Below are 22,723 nucleotides of genomic sequence, written 5' to 3' on the forward strand. Positions count from 1 at the left end.
CGATGCTAGCTCGCTTCTTTATTGATCGCCCGGTCTTTGCCTGGGTGATCTCGATTATCATCATGCTTTCGGGGCTGGCCGCGCTGTTCACCCTGCCCGTTGCCCAGTATCCGGATGTAGCACCGCCGACCGTCAAGATCTCCACCACCTACACCGGCGCCTCGGCCGAAACCGTCGAAAACAGCGTCACCCAGGTGATTGAACAGGAGCTGACCGGTATCGATGGTCTGCTGTACTTCACATCCAGCTCTTCATCCTCAGGTAAAGCCTCCATTGACGTGACCTTTGAACAGGGCACCAATGCCGATACTGCGCAGGTACAGGTCCAGAACAAGGTATCGCAGATCACCTCAAGACTGCCTGAGTCCGTGCAGTCACAAGGGGTTACGGTCGCCAAATCGCAATCTGACTTCCTGCTGATTGCGGCGGTCTACGACAAGACCGACAAGGCAACCCACTACGACATCTCCGACTACATTTCCAGCAACATCTCCGACTCCATCGCCCGTCTGGAAGGGGTCGGCAGCGTGCAGGTGTTTGGCTCACAGTACGCCATGCGCATCTGGCTGGACCCCACCAAGCTGGCCGCCTATGACCTGATGCCGTCGGATATCACCTCCGCACTGGAGTCCCAGAATGCCCAGGTAGCTGCCGGTAATATCGGCGGCATGCCCACGACCGACGTACAGGAACTCAATGCCACCGTCACCGCCCAGTCCATGCTCACCACACCGGAACAGTTCCGCAATATCATCATCAAGCACGACACCAGTGGTGCGGATGTCAAACTGGGGGACGTTGCCACCGTTGAGCTGGGAGCAGAGAGCTACAACTACGTTCCCCGGCTGAATGGCCACCCGGCCTCGGGCATCGCGGTAATGCTGGCTCCCGGCGCCAATGCCATGTCCACGGCAGAGCGCGTCAAGAGCACCATCAGCGCGCTGCAGAAAAACATGCCGCAGGGCTATGAAATTGCCTATCCCAAGGACAGCACCCAGTTCATCCGCATCTCCATCGAAGAAGTGGTAAAAACCCTGTTCGAGGCCATCGCACTAGTGGTGGTGGTGATGTTTGTCTTCCTGCAGAGCTGGCGTGCCACGCTGATCCCCGCCATTGCCGTGCCGGTAGTGTTGCTGGGCACCTTCGGCGTGCTGTCCGTGTTTGGCTACTCGATCAACACCCTCACCATGTTTGGCATGGTACTCTCCATCGGTCTGCTGGTGGACGACGCCATCGTAGTGGTCGAGAACGTCGAACGTGTCATGCACGAAGAGAAGCTGTCGCCCCGCGCCGCCACCATCAAGTCCATGGGTGAGATCAGCAGCGCGCTGATCGGTATCGCCGTGGTGCTGTCTGCGGTATTCCTACCGATGGCATTCTTTGGTGGCTCGACCGGCGTTATCTACCGCCAGTTCTCCATCACCATTGTTTCCTCCATGGCCCTGTCGGTAATTGTTGCCCTGACGCTGAGCCCGACACTCTGCGCCTCCATCCTCAAACCCAGTGACCATGCTGCTCGCAAGGGCTTTTTTGGCTGGTTCAACCGCAACTTTGACCGCATGACCAACCGCTACGAAGGCCGTGTCAGCCGCACCGTGCGTCAGCCGGTTCGCTGGATGATAGTCTATGGACTGATCGTCGGTGCGCTGGCGGTACTCATGCTGCGTCTGCCGACCGGCTTCCTGCCGGAAGAAGATCAGGGTGAAGGGATGATTCAGATCAACCTGCCGACCGGCGCCTCGATCAAGCGCACCATGGCGGTGGCAGATGACGTCAAGAACTACTTCCTCACCGACGAGAAAGACAACGTCAACGCCCTGTTCACCATCTCCGGCTTCAACTTCAGTGGCGCCGGACAAAACGCGGCCATGGCCTTCGTCGCCTACAATGACTGGGACTCCCGCCCGGGAGAGGCCAATACCGCCGCCGCTATTTCCCAGCGGGCGATGAAAAACCTGTCCAGTGTGCGTGATGCCAGTATCTTTGCCATGTCGCCCCCGGCCATCCGTGGCTTGGGCCAGAGCAATGGCTTCACCTTTGAACTGCAGGCAGCGCCCGGTACCTCGCGTGCCGACTTTGAAAAGCTCAAGAATCAGCTGCTGGCCGCTGCCCGCAAAGATGACAAGCTCAGTGGTATTCGCCTCGGCTCGCTGAGTGACACACCGCAACTGAAGATCAATATCGACTCGGCCAAAGCCACCTCGCTCGGCCTGTCCCTGTCCGATGTGACCAGCACCCTCAGTACCGCCTGGGCTGGCAGCTACGTCAACGACTTCGTCGACAATGGCCGGGTGAAAAAAGTCTATGTGCAGGGCGATGCCCAATACCGCTCTTCGCCGGATGACCTGAAGCACTGGTTTGTTCGCACCAGCGATGACACCAGCATGACGCCCTTCAGTGCCGTCAGCTCAGTGGAATGGACCAGTGGCCCGCAAACCCTGAGCCGTTTCAACGGCCTGTCGTCCTATGAAATTCAGGGCGCAGGTGCCACCGGTGTCAGCTCCGGCGAAGCCATGAATGAGATGCAGAAACTGGCGGACGCCCTGCCTGAAGGCACCACCTATACCTGGAGTGGCCTGTCCTATCAGGAGCGTCAGTCCAGTGGGCAGTCCAGCCTGCTTTATGCCGTGTCCATTCTGGTGGTATTTCTCTGTCTGGCCGCCCTGTATGAAAGCTGGTCCGTGCCCTTCTCGGTGATCATGGTGATTCCTCTGGGTGTGATTGGTGCAGCACTGGCAGCCACCCTGCGCGGTCTGGAAAATGACATTTACTTCCAGGTGGCACTGCTGACCACCATCGGCCTGTCGTCGAAGAACGCCATCCTGATCGTTGAGTTTGCCGAAGCCGCCTACCAGCGTGGCGCCGATCAGTTTGCCGCCGCCGTGGAAGGTGCCAAGCTGCGCTTACGCCCGATTCTGATGACCTCACTGGCATTTATCTTCGGTACTCTGCCACTGGCCGTATCCACCGGTGCCGGTGCCAACAGCCGGATCTCGATTGGTTCAGGGATTGTCGGAGGTACCATTACGGCCACCGTACTGGCCGTGATTCTGGTACCGCTGTTCTTCGTGCTGATTCGCCGTCTGTTCCCCAAACGCAAGCGAGTGGAAGACGATGATGCCGGGCAGAGTGCGACTTCACTGCCTCCCCATACAGCCGATGTGACCGGAGCCTGAGATGAGAAAAGTGATGTTCCCCCGTCTGCCCGGCTCCAGAGCGTTTGCCGTGCTGCCCCTGCTGGCAGCACTGGCAGGCTGTAGCAGTCTGGCACCTGATTATCAGCGCCCGGCCAGCAGCGTGCCGCAAAGCTGGCCGCAGGGTGAAGCTTATGGCCAGCAGGCAGCTGCCAGCGCCTCACAGACTGCGGCAGAGCTACCATGGAAAACCTTTATCAGGGATGAACGCCTGCAGAAGGTGATTGCGCTGGCGCTGGAGAATAATCAGGACCTGCGTGAGGCGCTGGCCGACGTGGCTGCCGCTCGCGCCACTTATCGCGAACAGCGTGCTGCCCAGCTGCCGGAAGTGGATGCCTCCCTGTCAGGCAGCCGCTCGCGCAGCCTCGGCAGCAGTGGTATATCGGAAAGCTACGAAGCCACTGCGGGCCTGAGCTCGTACGAAATCGACCTGTTTGGCAAAACCCGCAGCCTGACGCAGGCTGAGCTGGAGAGTTATCTGTCGTCTGCAGAGACCGCCAGAGCGACCCGCATCACCCTGATTGGCGAGACCGCGAGTGCCTGGCTGACGCTGGCTTCTGATCAGTCACTGCTCAGGCTGGCACAGGACACGGCGGAGAACGCCAAACGTGATGTGGACATTACCCGCCAGCGTCTGAAGCTGGGAGTCGACTCACGGGTCGATGTGCGTAACGCCGAAACCACCTACCACAGTGCCCGCGCTGACATTGCCAGTTACACCACGCTGGTGGCACAGGATCGCAATGCGCTCGAACTGCTGGTGGGCCAGACGGTGGAAGCCACATTATTGCCGGATGGTCTGCCGGAGGGCACAGACTGGCTGGCAGAGGTACCGGCTGGCGTCAGCTCTGATGTGCTGCTGCAGCGCCCTGATGTGCTCTCTGCTGAGCACGACCTGAAGGCAGCCAATGCCAATATCGGTGCAGCCCGTGCTGCCTTCTTCCCCAGTCTGTCACTGACCTCCACCGGTGGGCTGGCCAGTGCTGCCCTGGCGGATCTGTTCAGCGGTGGCGCTACCACCATCTGGAGTCTTGCCCCCAGTCTGTCATTGCCGATCTTTGACGGTGGTGCCAACAAGGCAGCCCTTGCCTACGACGAAGCGCAGAAGGACAAGTATGTTGCCGCCTACAAATACGCAGTACAGACCGCCTTCAAGGAAGTCGCAGATGCACTGGCACGACGCGGCACTATTGCTGACCAGCTGAGTGCTGAGAAAGACCTGATGGATGCAGCGCAGGACAGCTACAACCTGTCGTTCGACCGCTACAAGAACGGTGTAGACAGCTATCTGGATGCGCTGGAAGCACAGCGCACGCTGTACAGTGCCCAGCAGACTTATATTTCCACCCGTCTGACCGAACTGGACAACCGCGTCACCCTCTATCGGGTGCTGGGAGGCGGCCTGCAGGAATAGCGGTACCGCCTGAAAGAAATGACAACGCCGGGCTAATCACCCGGCGTTGTGTTTTAAGAGCATGAACACAGTCTGAGTCTGCGACCCGATTACTGCACCATGACCGCTTCAATTTCAGGCTCACGCAGCAGTTCCGACAGCTTCCAGCTGAAGATTTCGGCACCCCACTTTGCCCGCGCGGCTGATTCCACGCTCAGGGTCAGGTGACGCCCTTTCAATTCGGCCGCCCCCAGCATCTGTCCCTCATGGTGCCAGTGCCATACCTTGGCACTGTGCTTTTGCAGCCAGTCGGCCTCATCCAGATGCGGCGTCAGGTCTTTTTGCAGCACCTTGGTGGCCAGCGGGAAACGCACCTCATGGGGAGTCAGCTCAGCGTCACTGCTGCCCGTTGTACCCTCCATCACAGATACGGTGGTGGTGTTCGCCGTTAATGGCTCAGTGCCATTCGCGTTAACGGCAACGGCCTCGTTCGCTTCGCTGCCTTCAACCGCCTCGCTATCAGCAGCCTCAGCCGATGCCTTGCCTTGAGGTAAGCGATCCCCCAGCTCATGGGTCAGCCAGGACAGGGTAAAGAGTGCGGCCACCGAGCGCAGTTCCTGTTCGGCAGGCTGTGGCAACGGCTCATCAGCCGCCTTGCCATAGGCCTCCCGCAGGCTGTCGAGCAGGGTGGTCACTGCGTCATCGCTGAACAGCAGCGCGCCGCCAGCCAGAATCAGCCTGTTCAGTTCTTCCACTACCCGGGCTGCCAGATGGTCACCCACCTTGACGCTGCGGGCCATGCCGGGGTCACTCACGACTACGTCATCACCACCACGGATGACATCACGCAGACTCAGTGACTGCCCGGGCACCACCTGCTCCACCCGATACAAACTCATGGTAGAAGTGCGCAATGCCCTGATATAGGCCTTGGTACGGGCGCTTTCCTTCCAGCCACGCCGCTTCATGTAGTCGTCAATCATATTGACGCCAGCAACGTCGAACTCCTGAGTGAGAAAATCCTCAAATGCACAACCCCACAGGGTATTCGCCCATTCGTTGCCGATCATGCCGGCCAGGTCTTCAAACGTCATGTCGCCCGCTTTGAGGGTCTGACCGAGGTGGTCATCAAACACCATGGCAAAACACTGTGGCCACTCATCGCGGTTGAGAAACTTGAACAAACCTTTCAGGTCGTGACTGTTAGACATTAACTCCCTCAGTACTGCTCTCGTGGTCAGGCAGGGCAGCCATAAAAGCAAAGGCCACCGGTGAAAAATCGGCGGCCTTTATATCACATTGCCCTCAGCAGCGGGTGAATTCTCCTCAATCTTCCGCGAAATTGAGGTTTAGGGCTGAATATAGCCGCAAACATCGCCCTCGGGTCGTTCGAGAAATGCCTGCAATTCAGCCGTACGCTGCCGGGTCATTCTGGCCAGAATCTGTGACTGACACATGGGATTGGACGAACCGTAAACCTCGCTGGCATCGGCCTCAGGATAGATCGACGCCAGATGCGCATCCCGATAGGCCAGCCACAAACGCTGAGCCTTTTTCAGTTTGTCGATAAAGGCCGGATCATCGGCGTAGTGCTTCAGCACCTGCTGGTAAACCTTGTTCAGCTCTCCGTCGGCCGTGCTGTAGTCCTGTGCCGCACAGGCATTCATTTCCGCCGTGGTCACAGCATTGCTGCAGCTGGCTGAAGCACCTGCCGCCCACAGGGTCATGAGCAGGGTCAGGGTTATGTTCACATTCCTAAGCATTGCCGCTTCTCCTCAGCACATTGCCCGGTAACAGAGCTTGTCAGGCTCAGCAGCATAGCGAAAAACAAAAAGCCGCGCAGTGCAGCACTGCGCGGCTTTCTTGAAACGTGGAATCTGTGCCCGGATGCCGCTTAATTCTGCGACGACGCCAGAGCAGGCATATCCACTTCATCCTTGTCATTGCGACCGCGCAGCAGCAGCCAGGCCAGTACCACCAGCGATGAGGCGATACCCACCGGGCCGGCGATACTCATGGGCAAACCAAAGCCGATCTGGGCTGACAGCAGGTAGGCATTGACCACGCCGGTCATGAATACCGCAGGCAGGGTGCACACCCAGTGGAATTTGCCATGGCGTTTCAGCCAGGCAGCAGCGGCCCACAACATCATCACTGCAGTCATCTGGTTGGCCCAGCCGAAGTAGCGCCAGATCACATCGAAGTCCATGCGGCTGATGATAAAGCCCACGGCAAACAGCGGAATGGCCACCAGCAGGCGCCTGGCGATGGGTTTCTGATCAAACTTGAGGAAGTCAGACAGAATCAGACGCGCAGCACGGAAAGAGGTATCCCCCGAGGTAATCGGCAGTACCACGACACCCAGAATGGCCAGTACACCACCCACCGTACCCAGCAGCGAGCGAGACACTTCATCCACTACCGCCGCCGGACCGCCAGCCGCCAGTGTGGCGTTCAGTGCTTCAGGGCTCTGATAGAAAGACATGCCCAGCGTCGCCCAGATCAGGGCGATCACCCCTTCACCGATCATCGCGCCGTAGAACACGAAACGGCCGTTCTTTTCATTCTCCACACAACGCGCCATCAGCGGTGACTGCGTGGCATGGAAGCCGGACAGCGCGCCGCAGGCAATGGTGATAAACAGCAGCGGCCATAGCGGCAGGTGATCCGGGTGAAGGTTCGCGAAGGTCATACCGGAGGCATAGAACGGATGATCACTGACCGCCAGACCGATCAGCAGGCCAACGGACATGAATACCAGCAGTGCGCCGAACAGCGGGTAAAAGCGGCCGATAATCTTGTCGATGGGAACGATGGTGGCCAGCATGTAATAGCCAAATATGATCGCCACCCACACCGGTACGGAGGTTCCTGACAGATTCCCCAGCAGTTTGGCCGGGCCGAGGGTGAATACCACACCCACCAGCAACAGCAGGATGACCGCAAAGGCATTCATGAAGTGTTTGGCAGCCGTCCCCAGCTCACGTCCGACCACAGTCGGCACCGAGGCACCGTTGGCGCGCACCGACATCATGCCGGAGAAGTAGTCATGTACCGCACCGGCGAAGATCGAGCCGAAGACGATCCACAGCAGCGCTGTCGGACCATAGAGTGCGCCGAGAATGGGGCCGAAAATCGGGCCAAGACCGGCAATATTGAGCAGCTGCACCAGATACACCTTGCCGGTGGACATCGGCACATAGTCAACACCGTCGTTGTTGACCAGGGCAGGCGTGTTGCGTTCTGGCCGCACGCCAAAGATACGTTCAATGATCTTGCCGTAGATAAAATAGCCGCCCAGTAGCAAGGCGACACCGAGGAGAAACCACTGCATGCTTACCCCCTTGTTGTGTTTGTTGTGGTGGTTTGCAGGCGAGCTTAATGATTGCAACGAAGTGCGGCAGTCTGTTTCTGGCTGAGTGGTCGTAATCCGCCCCTGAGCGGTCAGAAGGGCAGCAGGAATTTATCCTTTAGTAGTTTGAAGTAGCGCCGCGACACCGGCACTCTGGCGCCGTGGCGGGTTTCAATTTCGGCACCGCCTTCATTCTGGGTAATCGCCCTGATGGCATCGATGTTGATCAGATACTGCCGATGCACCCGAATCAGTGGCAACCGCGACTCCAGCGTTTTCAGCGGCAGCTGGCAGTGCAGCTCTTCGCCGCCGACCTGCACCTGTGTGCCGGTCAGATCGACATAGGCACAGTCGATGTCGGCGGGCAGCACCAGCCGTACCCGGTTGCCCTGATGGCAGGCCAGCCGCTCCAGCGGTTCCATCTCTCCCACACCTTGCGCCTGAATACGCTTCAGCGTCCGTGCCAGACGCTCAGGGTTGACGGGTTTCAGCAGATAATCCAGCGCCTCCTGCTCAAAGGCGGTCAGGGCATATTCCTGATGCGCCGTAACAAACACCAGCAGCGGCCGCGGGTCGGCCAGCAGACTGCTGACATCCAGCCCATTCAGCCCGGGCATATCCACATCCAGAAAGATCACGTCAGGCTGCGTTGCCCTGGCCTGCAACAGAGCATCTTTGCCGTTGCCCGCCTCGCCCACCACCTCGACACTGCCTGCCTCCTCCAGCAGGGCTGCCAGCTCTTCCCGGGCCAGCGGCTCATCATCAACGATCAGGGCACGAATCATGACAGCACTCCTCTGGGCCAGATCAGCTCTGCACGGGTTGCGATGCCCGGCTGGTGGTGGAGCTGCAGTGTACAGCTGACACCGAGTGCGGCAAACCGCTCCCGCACCAGTCGCAAGCCGAGGCCATCATGCTGCTGTGGCACCTGGGCCGCGCTGTCTTCGACGATCACCTGAATATGATCCCCCTGCTGCCGCGCCGTCAGCCGGACCTCCCCCCCCTCCTCAGCCCGGCTGATACCGTGTTTGAGGGCATTTTCCACCAGCGTCTGAATGGCCAGTGCAGGCACCTGCTCATCCTCCAGCGCTTCATCCAGATCTTCGACAAAGCGCAGGCGGTCACCAAAGCGTGCCTTCTCGATCGCCAGATAGTGATGAATATGCTCAAACTCCTGTACCAGCGACACCGTCACCGTGTTGCGCCCCAGATTGCCGCGCAGAAACTCGGCCAGATGCAGCACCAGCTGACGGGCCTCCTGCGGTGCCCGGCGCAATACCGCCGCCACCGTGTTAAGGCTGTTAAACAGAAAATGCGGGTTCACCTTGGCCTCCAGCGCCCGCAGCTCGGCCTCCGCCAGCAGGGCACGGCTGGCCTGCAACTGGCTGTGCAGGATCTGGTTGGAGAGCACCCCGGCAATCCCTTCACCAAGACTGCGATTGAGATTACGGAACAGCTTGCGCTTGGGCTCGTACAGCTTGATGGTGCCCACCACCTCCTGTTCGCCACGCAGCGGCACCACCAGCGATGAGCCCAGCTCGCAGCTTCCTTCAATGGAGCACTGATAGGGGGTGGTCAGGCCATCGGCAAACACCACCCGGTTATCACGAATGGCATCCAGCGTGATCACCGAGGAGATCGGCCGCCCGACCTGATGATGATCAGCCCCCATACCGGTAAAACCGAGAATCTGCTGACGGTCTGTGATGGCGACAGCTGCCACGCCCGTTTCATCCTTGACCACCTCAGCAATGGCCTGCGCCGAGCGCTGATTCAGCCCCTCATCCAGCAGGCCAACGCAACGGCGGGCGATACGCAGCGCGCGGCGGGATACCTGTGAGGCCAGCTCATCGGCCTGAAACTTGGCATCGCGGATAAAGCTCATGAACAGCGCGGCGCCAAGGGCATTGGCCACCATCATCGGCAGGGCAATGGCCTCCACCAGACGCAGCGACTGATCATAGGGTTTAGCCACCGCAAGGATAATCGCCATCTGGCAGCCTTCGGCAACAATACCCAGCAGTAGTGCCTGCAAAGGATTGAAAATGCGCTCGGTCTGCCCGCGCCGCTGCCAGAAAGCGTGCACCAGTCCGGCCAGCAGCCCTTCCCACGTAGTGGAAATGGCACAGGCCACATCGGTGAATCCGCCCAGTGAATAACGGTGCATACCACCCGTAAAGCCAACCGCCAGCCCCACCAGCGGCCCTCCCAGCAGGCCACCGAGAATGGCACCAATGGCACGGGTATTGGCAATGGCATCCAGCGTCTGCTGGCCAAAGTAGGTGCCCATAATGCAGAAACTGGAGAAGATGCCGTACACCATCAGCTTGTGGATCGGCCAGCTGGACAGATTGGCCAATGGCCTGAACAGCGGTGTTTTGGAGAACAGATAGGCGATCAGCAGATAGACGCTCATCTGCTGAAACAGCGGCACTACCAGCTGAACATCGATGGACTCGATCATGGCTGAACTCACTCCCTGAACATCCGGTCAGATCAACAATGCAGAGACGGGGGAACTGACACGGAAAATGCTGGGAGTATGGCAGAGATGGCAACAGATGGGGAAAAGACCAAAGGCGTAGTGTGGACACGCTCTTAGTCAGGAACAGCGAAGACGCTGTTCCTGATAAGCTCTCGGTAACAGATCAATCCAGCGTATAACGCACAAAACCGCGCAGCAGGTTAGCTGCATCAGTGGTGGCATCAATGCCGCTCAGAATGGCATCCACATCAAGGCCTTTCTGCTCCAGTGCCGCACGCTGAGCACTGGCATAGTCGCTCATCACCTCAGCGGTAAACTCAGGATGGAACTGCGTCGCCCAGGCACAGGGGCCAACACGATAGGCGTGATGCGGTTCAAACGCATTGCTCGCCAGTACCTGCGCTTCGGCAGGCAGACGCAGCACGGTCTGGTAATGGGTCGACTGGGCACGAAAGCGACTGGGCAACAGACCAAACAGCGGGTCACGCTGACCGTTCTGGCTCAGGCTGACGTCCACTGTGCCCATTTCCGGGCCTTGCGGGTGATAACCCACTTCGCCACCCAGTGCATGGGCCAGCAACTGATGGCCATAGCACACGGCAAACAGCGGCTTTTCCCGATGGACCACATCCACCAGCCACTGACCAAGACGTTCGCTCCAGTCCTCACGGTCAGACACCATGGCATGGGAGCCGGTGACGACAATACCTGCGTACTCACTGGCGTCGGGCAGCTGCTCCACCGCATAGGCGGGGCAGATATCAACCCGCTCCGGGGTCAAATCCATGGCATTGATAAAGAGCGCGTCAAAATCTCCATGGCGCTGCGCAACATGCGCAAAAGCCTCGCCCGTTTTTACCACAAGAATTCGCGGCATTTACGTCTATTACCTTTCAGAATGGGCTCCACCACCCCACCTCAACACTGCTGCAAACCACAACGCCAACCCGCCTTCCTGCTCTAAAAAGCAGGAAGCATTCTGACGGGCTGACAAGGGTGTGATAGCGAGGGAAAAGGCGGCGTTCCAGAGAGCCAGAAAACAATCCGACAGCCGGTCGCACCGGGTTATACCGGGTACTTTTCCGCTGCTGTCGCAAAATCCGCGCGAATTTTACTCCCACCGGTCAGGAAAACCAGCTTTTACCTCAACAACACTGGCTGAAATATAATCAACAAACCGCCAGAGTCGATGCGAATCCCGTCATTGACAGCATTCCCCACCCTGACAACCACCAGCGTCACCGCCCTTTAGCCCTTGCCAACCTCGCCAAAGTTCAAATAATGAGGGCCTGTCTGGGGCGGCCTGACCACTGTCTGCCGTATCACTCGTTCGAGTCTGTACCGCCATAACAGGCCAGCTCCGCCACTCTGCCGTCGGCAAGGATTACCATGCGACTACTTCACACTTCTGACTGGCACCTCGGTCAGCATTTCATGGGCAAGAGCCGTTTTCAGGAACATCAGGCTTTTCTCGACTGGCTGCTGACGCAAATCACCGCGCATCAGGTGGATGCGCTGATCATTGCCGGGGACATTTTTGATACCGGCACACCGCCGAGCTACGCCCGCCAGCAATACCTGAACTTTGTTGTCGAAGCCCAGCGGGCCGGATGCCAGCTGGTGGTGCTGGGGGGCAATCATGATGCGGTATCGACGCTGGAAGAATCGCGCGGCGTGCTGGCCTGCCTCAACACCGAGGTGATCGCCGGGCGTCAGCCTGATCTGTCAGAGCATCTGCTGACCCTGAAAAACCGCCAGGGTGAAGAAGCCGCCCTGTTCTGTGCCCTGCCCTTCCTGCGCCCTCGGGATCTGGTCAGCAGTCAGGCTGGTGACAGCGCCGCCGCCAAACAGCAGGCCACCCGGCAGGCGCTGAAAGAAATCTATCAGCAGCTGTTCACGCTGGCCGAAGCACAGCGTCAGCACCGCGCACTGCCCATTATCGGCAGCGGTCACCTGACTACACTGGGCGGCCAGACCAGTGATTCCGAGCGGGAAATCTATATCGGCACGCTGGATGCCTTCCCGGCCAGTGACTTCCCCGCCTTCGACTATCTGGCGCTGGGCCATCTGCACCGGCCGCAGCAGGTGGCAGGCAAGGCGCACTGGCGTTACAGCGGTTCCCCTCTGCCATTGAGTTTCAATGAAGGGCTGAAAAAAGAAGTGCTGCTGGTGGAGTTCAGCGCCGCACAACTGCAGCAGATCACCCCCCTGGACATCCCCTGCAGCCGCGCACTGTACAGCATGAGCTGTCAGCTGGACGAGCTGGTGCCGCGCCTGGCCAAACTGATCGATACCCGCCTGCCGCTGCCTGCCTGGCTCGATATTGAAATTCTGGATGAGGGTTATCGTTCTGACCTGCAGCAGCGTATTGCCGACCTGCTGGAGGCGTTACCGGTGGAAGTCCTCAAGGTACGCCGTGGCAAAATTCGCCAGACGGCCCTGCTGCTGGAAGAGGACAGCCCCACCACACTGGAGGAGCTGAATCCGCATGACGTTTTTGGCGAACGTCTGGCGCGCGAGGAGCTGACCGGTGACAGCGTAACGCAACTCAAACACCGTTTCGCTGAAGTGCTGGACGCACTGGAAAACGGCGATAACAACGCCACCGCCCCTGCCGCTCTTGCGTCAGACAGCGATCTCGCTTCCCTTTCCACAACACCCTCACCTGCCATGAACGAGGAGGATGCCCAATGAAAATCCTCAGCATCCGCCTGAAAAACCTGAACTCCCTCAAAGGCGAATGGAAGATCGACTTCCGCCAGCAGCCCTTTACCGATCAAGGCCTGTTCGCCATTACCGGCCCTACTGGCGCAGGTAAAAGTACCCTGCTCGACGCCCTGTGTCTGGCGCTGTATCACCGCACTCCGCGCCTGACCATCAGTGCCAACGGCAATGAGATCATGAGCCGCCACACCGGCGACTGCCTGAGCGAAGTGGAATTTGAGGTCAAGGGCAAGGGTTACCGGGCATTCTGGGCGCAGAAGCGGGCCCGGGAAAAAAGCGATGGCAATCTGCAGCCGGTCAGCGTTGAACTGGCGACGTTAGAGGGCGAGATCATCACCAGCCGGGTGACGGAAAAACTCAGCAAGATTGCCGAGCTGACCGGCCTCGACTTTGCCAACTTCACCCGCTCCATGCTGCTGGCACAGGGTGGCTTTGCGGCCTTCCTCAATGCTGATGCCAATAGCCGTGCCTCATTACTGGAAGAGCTGACCGGCACCGAGATTTACGGTCGCATTTCCCAGCAGACCTTCGATATGACCCGCCAGCATCAGCAGCAGGTCAAGGAAATGGAAGCTGAGCTCAAAGGGGTCCGGCTGCTGTCCGAGGCGGATATCAGTCAGCGCCAGCAGCGTCGCACCGAACTGCAACAACAGCAGCAACACCAGAGCGAACAACTGGCCACACTGGGCCAGCAGCTGGCCTGGCGTGATCAGCTGCAACAGGCTCACGCTCAGCTGCAACAGCTGAGCCAGAGTGAGGTAGAAGCACAGCAGGCGATTGCAGCGGCTAAGCCTCAGCGCGAGCAGCTGGCACTGCGTGCGCCCGCGCAAAAACTACACCCCCTGTGGCAACAGCTGGAAAACCAGCGCACTCAGGCGCTGCAGCAACAGCAGCAATACGACAGCCTGCAGCAGCAACAGCACGTGCTGCAGACGCAGCTGAGTCAGCAACAGGCAGGCGTCGACGCCGCAGCTCAGCAGCTGCAGGAGCGCAAACTTCACCATCAACAGCTACTGACCACCCTTGAGCAGGTTATCCCGCTGGATCGGGACATCGATCGCCTCACCGCAGAACAGGACGCCAGAAAGACCGCGTTCGCACAGGCGACGGCCAGGCAGCAGGAAGCCGAAGCGCAGCTGACAACCATCGCCGCGGCACTGGCCCAGTTGCAGGCAGACAAGGAACAGGCCCAACACTATCTGCAGCAACACCCACAGCTGGTCATGATCGACAAATCGCTGCAACGCTGGGGAACAGAGCTGAAGCAATGGCGCGCAGTTCAACAGGAACAGGCGGCACTGCAACAGAAACAGCACAGCATGCAGGAGAAACAGATTCAGCTGCAGCAGGCGCTGAGCCAGCTGACACCGCAGATCGACAGCCAGCAGCAGACGGTTAGCCAGCTCGATAAGCAGCTCCAGCAGCGTCAGGCAAGCCAACCGGCAGAGCAGCAGGAACAGGCGCTGCAGAGCCATTATCAGCACTGGCAAAACCAGCGCCCCCAAGCCGAGCGCCTGCAGGATCTGACCCAGACCTTTGTGCAGCTGCAGGAAGAAGAGCAACAGCTGCGCCTGACGCTGCAGCGTCTGCAGCAGCAAAGCGAACAGACCGATCAGTCCCGTACTCAGGCTCGCGAGGAATACACACACTGCAACCGCGACGTCAAACGGCTGGAACAGCTGGTCAGGCAGAGCCAGGTCATCGCCAGTCTGGAGCAACACCGTCAGCAGTTGCAGCCCGGCCATGCCTGCCCTCTGTGCGGCGCACTGGAGCATCCACTGGTCAGCAACTATGAGCTGCCCGCTACCTCGGCGCTGGAGCAGGAGTTCAAACAGCAATCCGAACGACTGGAAGCCATCCGCAATCAGGGCATCGAGCTGAATAACACACTGGCCCGACTCAGCACCGAACTGCAGCAGCGTCAGGAACGTATCAGCGTGGTAGAGCGAGAGCTGCAGGAGCTGCAGCAACGCTGGCGTCAGGCGATCACCGCACTCAACAGCCCGCTGGCGCTGGGTGATCAGACCAGCCTGCAGCAGTGGCTGCAGGGCTTCCATCAGCAGGGCCAGCAGCTGGAACAGGCACTCACCGCCAGTCGTCATGACAAGGAACAACTGCACACCGGGCAACAGCAACTGGCGCAGCAACAGCAACTCCTGCAGCAACTGCTCGCCCAGCAACTGCAGCACCAGCAGCAACTGGCCTCCCTGCAGGAGCAGCAACAGGACATCGAAGCGCAGCTGGGCCGGCAGGCTCACAGCCATGCTGAGCTGACCGGGCAGCTGCAGCAGGAGCTGGCCGCCTGTCAACTGACCCTACCCAACATGACAGACATGGACAGCTGGTTAGAGACCCAGCAGCGGACGGTACAAACCTATCAGCAGCAACAAGCCGCCCTGCAATCACTGGCCGAGCAACTCGCAACCCAGCAGCAACAGCACAGTGAACAGCAGAGCCATCTGCACTATGCACAGCAGGCAGCCGCCGAACTCAGCACCCAGCTGAACGAGCTGCAGAAACAACTGGCCACGCTGACCAGCCAGCGCCAGCAGCTCTTTGGTAATCAGCCCATCGAGCCAACCCGCCAGCACAGCACGGACAATCTGGCACAGGCAGAGCAGCATCTGAACAGCCAGCAGCAGCAGTTACAGTCTCTGCTGTTACAGCAGCAGGGGCTGAACAGCCGCCTGCAACAGCTGGGCGAACAACTGGCTGACCTCAACAACCGTCTGACCGATGCGGAACAGCACTGGCAACAGGCACTGGAGGCCAGCCCCTTTGCTGATCAGCAGGCGTTGCAGAATGCTCTGCTGGACGACGCCAGCTATACCCGGATTGAGCAGCAGCTGCAGGCACTGGACAGCCAGTTGACCCGCCAGCAGGCGCTGTTACAGCAGGCCCGACAGCAGCTGGACACCTTGCAGCAACAGCCGTTGACCGAGCAGGACAGTGCACAACTGCAGGAGCAGCTGGACAGCCTGAAACAGGCGGCAGCGTCACTGTCTGAAGAGCTGGGCGCCATCAACAGTGAACTGCAGCGGGATGAACAGCAGCGCCAGCAACAGCAGCATCTGCTGGCCACACTGGAGCGGCACAAATCCGAACTGCGCAGCTGGGAACAGCTGAATGATCTGATCGGCTCGCGGGATGGTCACAAATTCCGCCGCTTTGCCCAGGGCCTGACGCTTGATCACCTGATCTATCTGGCCAACCGTCAGCTGCAGCGGCTGGATGGCCGCTATCAGCTGCAACGCAAGGAAGGTGAACAACTGGAGCTGGCCGTGGTTGACACCTGGCAGGCTGATGTCGTCCGTGATACCCAGACCCTGTCCGGCGGTGAAAGCTTTCTGGTCAGTCTGGCACTGGCGCTGGCGTTATCAGAGCTGGTCAGCCACAAGACCCGCATCGACTCGCTGTTCCTCGATGAAGGCTTTGGCACCCTCGACAGCGATACGCTGGAGACCGCCCTCAACGCGCTGGATGGCCTGCAGGCCAGCGGCAAGATGATCGGCGTCATTTCCCATGTGGAGGCACTGAAGGAGCGCATCAGCACCCAGATTCAGGTCCGCAAACAGGCAGGCCTGGGATACAGCACGCTGGATGAACAGTTCAGGGTGGGGTAAACAGGCACTGCCCGCCGCAACACGTGTTTACGATCTGGCCGGTGGTCGGCAAATCGTAAACACGTCCTTACAGTGAGCCGGTCGTCATGCCGCTGGGCAGGAGATATAACGAGGGAGCGACCCTTTTACGTCTACGTCTACGTCTACATCGATATGGATATGGATATGGATATGGATATGGATATGGATATGGATGTCATTACGGCAGCAAACGCATCCCGATGCCTTAGGTGCCAGCGCAAATCCGCCGACCTGAAATTTCAGGGCCATACTGTATTGCTGGCACTCAGGCTTCGGTGGCTTTCTGCCGAAGCCTGAGCTGAGGCTGGATGACAAAATCAGCTACCGTGGGGTCTCCGGAAGATGGCCAGAATGGAACAGGGCTGACGGATGTGGCCCCTGTGAATAGGGGCCGGGTGCGTAAAAAATCAACTCTATTCTTACGCGGATACGGTCACATCGCCGATTTGCGAAACATCAGAGCGCGCTCTGGCTACATCGCCGATATGTACCGCTGAACGCCAGAAATAGGCCGCAAGCCACAGCAACATACCGACGTAGATCGCGGCTTCCATAGTGGACTCCATATCCCCCATCCCGGTAGCCTGACTTACCACGGCGACCGCGAAAACCACGACAAAGATGGGAATTAGCAACGCAAAAAAGCGTGCCAACAGCACTATTCCTATACTGAAGAAGCGCTCTGCAAACTGCTGACCTGCTTTGCCACCGTTAGCCCTGTAGCAGCCAAACAGACCCATACCGCAGATAACAAACTCAGCCATGGCAACCAGAATATTGGCCGTGTCAGGCGCTTGCTGTGTGCCAAAAGGCAGTAGCAGGGTCACCAGCTCACTCAACATGACATAGATAAAGATATAGACAAAAAGGGCACGCTGACTCAGGCCTTCATTAATCAGCTGCAATTTCAGTTTTTTGATATTCCAGTAATACATGTCATCACTCCTGTTTAGCTGCTGGCGTTCTTACCTGAGCGTAACGTCCGCAAAACCATGGGATAGGGTTCTACTACCCACATTTCTCCGTGATCGATCACGCGCTTGCGTGCCTTCATATAGCTATCAATATCATCTGCAGGGACATATTTTTTCTTGATCTGGAATTGATAGTTCAGCGTCAGCAAGTCCTTACCGGAGTCATATCGGACCTGACGTTCATAATGGAAATAGTCGTTATCCTCGACAAAATTCTCTTTCTTGAACTTCCACTTTTTATCCTCCAGCGTCACCGCAATATTCTGCTGAATATTGACCGGGAAACTGAGGGTAAATGGTGCGATACGCTTCAACTGATCCGGTTTATCCAGATAGCGGTAAATCTCGGTAGGATAGAACGCGGTCTGATACTGCAGGTCGTTATCGTTCTCAGTCCAGATTTCAGGAACACGATATTCCCCTTTCGCTCTCAGCTGGCCACTCGCAGTGTTATCGTTGAACGCCATCGGCTGTAAGGCATCCAGTTTGGGGTAATACCACTGAAATGCGGTGAGGTAGCGCCCACGCAAATCCTGCGCGCCTTTGGCCAGCCGGTCACGCACCAGCTCGGCATCCAGCCCATTCATTGTCCGGTCGGTTGTGAAACGCCCTTCACCCTGCGCCCCCTTGCTCACATCAAAGGTATCGTTGATTACCGTTGCATGCTGGGTGGTGGCCTGAGTCATGGCTGTCAGCGCAGAGGTATTGGCATCAATCACCAGCGCATAGCCATAATCTGGCTGATAAATGTCCAGTAACTGCCCGTGTTGCGAGTCCCGGGTCGGATCCAGCCACACCGACTTACCCTGACGGCTCAGGTGGACAATAACGTGGTTGAAGGCGTTGATGGTGGGCAGATAGCTGGCAATGGCATCTTCCTTGTTGGTACTGACCAGCGCGGGCTGCGCCTCCACACCCAAAGCCTTGAGAATACTGATCATCAGGATGACCTTATCCTTACAATCCCCGTAACGCCTGGCCAGGGTCTCGCTGGCAGGGCTGGGGCGATGGGAGTTTTCACCAATCTCGATGCCCACATAGCGAATCTTGCTCTGTACATATTCCAGAGCAGCGACGATCTGCTGATCCTGACTGGAGGGATAGGCTGAGCGAATCTGCTGTGCAATGTTCTGAATAGCGGCATCGGTACGGACGGCATCCCGATAAAGTGGAATGGCCCAGCTCACCACCCCCTGCCAGTTACCAAACTCGGAGAACTGCACATAACCGTAGGGATTAAACCAGTCGGGTGCTTCGCTGTTGGTGTACAGCGTGGGAGGCGACGGATTGTCGATGACATACTTCACTCCGCCCGCGTAAGGGATAGTCGATACCTCCACATTGCGATTGAACTGGCGCAGATTCAGTGGCGTATTCTTCTCCCATAGCAGACGGAAATGTTGTCCATGTAACGGAATAGACCACTGCGTATCCAGGAAATAGCCAAAGCGCCCGGCGTAAACCGGGTTCTGCCCATTACGTGTCAGACTGTATTCAACGATATCGCCGACCCGTACATCATCGAGCAGCAGATTCGTGGTCAGCTGGCCTTCGTAGATCGAGTCTCTGATGTCTGGCTCACTACTGATAACGGGAATATCGCTGCCCTTGAGCTTATTGATCACCTTGCCGTCGCGAATGATTTTCACCTGATGAAAGATCAGTGACTCATAGCCAGGATCGAAGGCAACATTGATTTTTGAGGCATCCGCCAGCCCCTGCTGATTGACAACCTTGACGGCAAAGTGGCTGTAGCGAGCCACATCACCTTTCGCATCGACTCTGACCTGCTGGTCTGACAGCAGGTAGTACTCACCATTGCGCACCTCTTCCTGAGGAATCCGGGCTGACGTCGATACCGCTTCGGGCATGATCCAGCTGGCTGTCGTCGGGTTAACCTCTACCGTTTTGGCTGCCTGAGCGCCTGTGGCCACCATCACCGCTGCGGTCAGTAAGGCCAGACGGAAAACAGGTAATGTCACTTTCATCATCTTGATACATCTTCCCTCTACAGGTACTGCACACCTGTTTACTTGATACGAACGTGTTCATGATCAGCTGCACGCCGGTCGTTGACTGACCAGCAGCTCGCTTCAGTGTCTGAAAATCGGGATCAATAGCGGGTCGGGTAACCAGCCAAGCTGATTGGCCAGCAGAAATGCCATCAGCAACAGGTAGGTCAGCAGGATCAATGAGTGGCGCAGGCGCCAGACAGAGTTGCGGGCAGTCGACGCCGCACTGTTCAGGCGCTTGATAGCGCGTGCCACAGACGCATGCGCCAAACCGCCACAGAAGTTGAACAGGATCACCAGATAGAAAGACTCCGGCGACATCGACTGTGCCAGCGTCAATAACAGATAAACCGCAGCTCCCAGTACCACCGCAGCGACAGACAACGATGACCCGGCTTCAGGTGATGCAGCCAGAACCTTGCGCACCTGCAGCCCCAGGGAAAAGAAAAACAGGGGGCTGAACAGCGCTCGTGCTCCGGGCAGGACTTTCACTTTCAGCTGTTCCCGCACATAGCGCCAGTTCTGGTAGTGCCAGTACCAGAGGTAGAACATCCAGGTCAGGCCCGTCAGCAGCACCAGTTTCCATACCGTCACAGGGTAAAACTGTGCCTGCCGGGCGGGTGCTTCCCTGCCCTCAAAATAGCTTTGTATCAGCCCGTACAGCAGCGCCATGGCATGCAGCAGGATCAGACACCCGAAGAGCTGCATCCCCAAAGACTCAGGGGCGTCAGCATTTTTTCTATCATTCGCTGTCGAAGCAGGGACTGATTCAGCGGCATCGTTGTCTTCAATCCACAGGCCATATTCTGCTTTCTCTGCCATCCTTGCGCGCGCCTTGACATAGGCAGAGACATCCTGCGCTGCGAGCCAGCTCACCTTGGCTCGGTAGGTGAACTGCAGCGTCAGGGTTTGCTGCCGCTCCGAAAAGCTCGATTTGCGACTGAAATAGAAAAACGGATTGTCTTCCTCGAAGTAGCCGTCATCCAGTGACCAGCCACCGTCCAGTTTGACCTCAATGGTCTCGTCTATATTCAGGGGAAAAGGCAGGGCCAGCGGTGAGGTGCGTGCCGTATCCTTAATTTTCTTGACCATGGGCTCCAGGTTGAAAGCATAGAAAAACACTTCGTGGCCATCGTCTGTCTTCTGCCAGATTTCTGGAATGACGTAGTGCTCCTTGATGCGAAACTGATTCTTACCCTCAACATTGGTAAAACTGGCAGGCTGGACCACCTCAATACCCGGGTAGTAGTCCTGATAGAAATTGAGATAGTCAGTGCGTTTTTCCGCCACACTCTGCCGCGCCAGCATCCCGCGCATCTGCTCGGCATCGAAGCCCTGTAGCAGTGTTTCACTGGTATAGTCAGCCGCCGCCTGAGGGCCCTTACTCAGATCGAAATGCTCTGTATACCGGGAAGGGTGATTGCTACCCACCTGCATGGCACTGGGCGCGGTAGTGGCTTCTGACAGCACCAGCGCATAGCCGTAGTCAGGCTGAAAAATGTCGTCCAGTGTCCCCTGCTGATAACTCAGCGACGGATCCAGCCAGTACTGCTTCCCGGCCAGCTGCACCTGCACCAGAGCGTGATCCAGCCACCAGACACTCGGCATCAGCTCGGGCAGAAGCTGCATTTTCCAGCCACTGACCAGAGCCGGTGCCGCTTCAATACCCAGCTGCCGCAGCAATGCTGTCAGCACCACAACCTTATCAACACTGTCGGCATAACCACGCTGAAGGATGGTATTGACGGCTGAAGGGGGTAAGTCCTTCGCGTCCATATCCAGCTCAACATAGCGCAGCTGACTCTGCACATAGCTCAATGCCGCCGCACACTGCTCAGCCACCGAGCTGTGTTGCTGCCGAATAGTAGCTGCCAGCGGTTGCAGTGCGCTGTCTTCCTGCATGGCCGTAGCAAAAGAGGGCAATACCTGCTTTACCACTTGTTGCCAGCTGAACTGGGGAACAAAGGTGACCGCGCCAAAACGGGAATACCAGTCAGGAGTGCCCTTCTCCGATCTGACCGGCTCAGGATGCTGCAGCTGCAGGCTATATTCCTTACCGCCCGGCACCACTGCCGTCGTTACCTGAACCGCCGGCCCCGTGACATCCCATTGCAGCACCTCCGGGCGCAACCACAACAGGCGATACTGTTTCTGCTGAACCGGCACGGTATATTGCGTTCGAATGCGCATCCAGCCCTGCTCGGGGTAGAGCTGGTTGTCGCTGGTGCGGGTAAAGGCGTACTCGACGACGTCCCCCACGCGTAAATCATCTAACAGGATGTTGGTGGTGAGCTTGCCGCCATAGGCCGTATCGGCCAGCTTCTCATCCTGGCTCAGCAAGGCCACCGGCTGCTGCGGTGTGCGGTCCAGTTGCTGACCATCACGAATAATGCGCACATAGTGCAGAGTCAGAGACTGGTAACGGGGGTAAAAGCTGAGAGTGATACTGGAGTTCTGCTGCAGGCCACTGGAGTTGTCGATCAGCGTGGCATAGTGGTAATAGCCAGTGGTGCTGCCGACAGTGGCGCGGGTCTGCAGATCCTGCAGCAACGTATATTCCCCATCCTGTAGCTGCTCATGGGGGACACTGGCGGGAGTCTGGAAAGGAATGGCGTTGACCCAGCTTTCTTCAGGCTCAATCTGAACCTGATCACGGTTCTCCGCCTGAACCTGCACGGACAGCATCACGATACATAACAGTGCCCACCAGCCAGCAAACCGTGAGCGGCTTCTTTCCCTGTACTTCATACTTGTCCTTAAGACCTCGATACTGTCTGGCACAGCATGGGATGCCCCATGCTCTTCGCTCCTCGTGGCAGGTCACAACACTTACAAGCCGAAACCTAAACGAAACAGGCTGTAATAAAATGCCATCCCCATGATTTCGTCAAGGAATCTTTACAGTTGGACAAAAACCCTGGCTGGAAACAGATAAAAAGCCAGCG

At 58.0% G+C, this 22,723-nt stretch carries 14 protein-coding genes; 4 read left to right on the top strand and 10 right to left on the bottom strand.

The features are described from left to right. The first annotated feature begins 2 nt into the window (after nucleotides 1–2). Both QCD60_RS29195 and QCD60_RS29200 read left to right on the top strand, forming a co-directional pair. On the top strand, nucleotides 3–3,176 hold the full coding sequence (locus QCD60_RS29195; RefSeq protein WP_279790898.1) for an efflux RND transporter permease subunit: 3,174 nt from the start codon (nucleotides 3–5) through the stop codon (nucleotides 3,174–3,176). Between the two features lies 1 nt (nucleotide 3,177). Beyond that, complete coding sequence (locus QCD60_RS29200; protein ID WP_279790900.1) at nucleotides 3,178–4,608, top strand: efflux transporter outer membrane subunit; 1,431 nt, start codon at nucleotides 3,178–3,180, stop codon at nucleotides 4,606–4,608. 89 nt (nucleotides 4,609–4,697) lie between these two features. On the opposite strand, the gene QCD60_RS29205 is transcribed toward QCD60_RS29200, so the two are convergent. The 6 genes from QCD60_RS29205 to QCD60_RS29230 all read right to left on the bottom strand — a co-directional run bounded on the left by QCD60_RS29205 (nucleotide 4,698) and on the right by QCD60_RS29230 (nucleotide 11,301). Then, nucleotides 4,698–5,798, bottom strand: coding sequence for a hypothetical protein (locus QCD60_RS29205; protein ID WP_279790902.1), 1,101 nt, complete (start codon nucleotides 5,796–5,798; stop codon nucleotides 4,698–4,700). Nucleotides 5,799–5,936: 138 nt separating this feature from the next. Next, the gene (locus QCD60_RS29210; RefSeq protein WP_279790904.1) at nucleotides 5,937–6,350 is read right to left on the bottom strand and encodes a lysozyme inhibitor LprI family protein; all 414 of its coding nucleotides are present in this window, start codon (nucleotides 6,348–6,350) and stop codon (nucleotides 5,937–5,939) included. 131 nt (nucleotides 6,351–6,481) lie between these two features. Then, the gene (locus QCD60_RS29215; RefSeq protein WP_279790906.1) at nucleotides 6,482–7,921 is read right to left on the bottom strand and encodes a carbon starvation protein A; all 1,440 of its coding nucleotides are present in this window, start codon (nucleotides 7,919–7,921) and stop codon (nucleotides 6,482–6,484) included. 110 nt (nucleotides 7,922–8,031) lie between these two features. Further along, the gene (btsR, locus tag QCD60_RS29220) at nucleotides 8,032–8,724 is read right to left on the bottom strand and encodes a two-component system response regulator BtsR (RefSeq protein WP_279790908.1); all 693 of its coding nucleotides are present in this window, start codon (nucleotides 8,722–8,724) and stop codon (nucleotides 8,032–8,034) included. After that, nucleotides 8,721–10,403 (bottom strand): sensor histidine kinase, encoded by a 1,683-nt coding sequence (locus QCD60_RS29225; RefSeq protein ID WP_279790910.1) that lies wholly within the window; start codon nucleotides 10,401–10,403, stop codon nucleotides 8,721–8,723. The genes btsR and QCD60_RS29225 overlap by 4 nt, the downstream gene beginning before the upstream one ends. A gap of 184 nt (nucleotides 10,404–10,587) precedes the next feature. Continuing rightward, entirely contained in the window at nucleotides 10,588–11,301 is a 714-nt protein-coding gene (locus tag QCD60_RS29230) for a glutamine amidotransferase (RefSeq protein ID WP_279790912.1), read from the bottom strand. Between the two features lie 512 nt (nucleotides 11,302–11,813). On the opposite strand from QCD60_RS29230, the gene sbcD reads away from it, so the two are divergent. Next, entirely contained in the window at nucleotides 11,814–13,118 is a 1,305-nt protein-coding gene (gene sbcD / locus QCD60_RS29235; protein WP_279790914.1) for an exonuclease subunit SbcD, read from the top strand. Beyond that, complete coding sequence (locus QCD60_RS29240; RefSeq protein ID WP_279790916.1) at nucleotides 13,115–16,771, top strand: AAA family ATPase; 3,657 nt, start codon at nucleotides 13,115–13,117, stop codon at nucleotides 16,769–16,771. Before sbcD ends, QCD60_RS29240 begins: the two co-directional genes overlap by 4 nt. An 84-nt stretch (nucleotides 16,772–16,855) precedes the next feature. Here QCD60_RS29240 and QCD60_RS29245 read toward each other — a convergent pair whose 3' ends face one another. The 4 genes from QCD60_RS29245 to QCD60_RS29260 form a co-directional block, all read right to left on the bottom strand. Continuing rightward, nucleotides 16,856–17,041 carry a hypothetical protein gene (locus QCD60_RS29245; RefSeq protein WP_279790918.1) on the bottom strand — a complete coding sequence of 62 codons (186 nt, stop codon included), beginning with the start codon at nucleotides 17,039–17,041 and terminating at the stop codon, nucleotides 16,856–16,858. Nucleotides 17,042–17,211: 170 nt separating this feature from the next. Beyond that, nucleotides 17,212–17,727 (bottom strand): hypothetical protein, encoded by a 516-nt coding sequence (locus QCD60_RS29250; protein ID WP_279790920.1) that lies wholly within the window; start codon nucleotides 17,725–17,727, stop codon nucleotides 17,212–17,214. A 14-nt stretch (nucleotides 17,728–17,741) separates the two neighbouring features. Continuing rightward, complete coding sequence (locus QCD60_RS29255) at nucleotides 17,742–19,757, bottom strand: DUF3857 domain-containing transglutaminase family protein (protein ID WP_279790922.1); 2,016 nt, start codon at nucleotides 19,755–19,757, stop codon at nucleotides 17,742–17,744. Nucleotides 19,758–19,859: 102 nt separating this feature from the next. After that, nucleotides 19,860–22,526: a DUF3857 domain-containing protein gene (locus tag QCD60_RS29260; RefSeq protein ID WP_279790924.1), complete on the bottom strand. Its 2,667-nt coding sequence runs from the start codon at nucleotides 22,524–22,526 to the stop codon at nucleotides 19,860–19,862. Nucleotides 22,527–22,723 lie beyond the last annotated feature (197 nt).

This window comes from Pokkaliibacter sp. MBI-7 (assembly GCF_029846635.1).
Lineage (GTDB): Bacteria > Pseudomonadota > Gammaproteobacteria > Pseudomonadales > Balneatricaceae > Pokkaliibacter.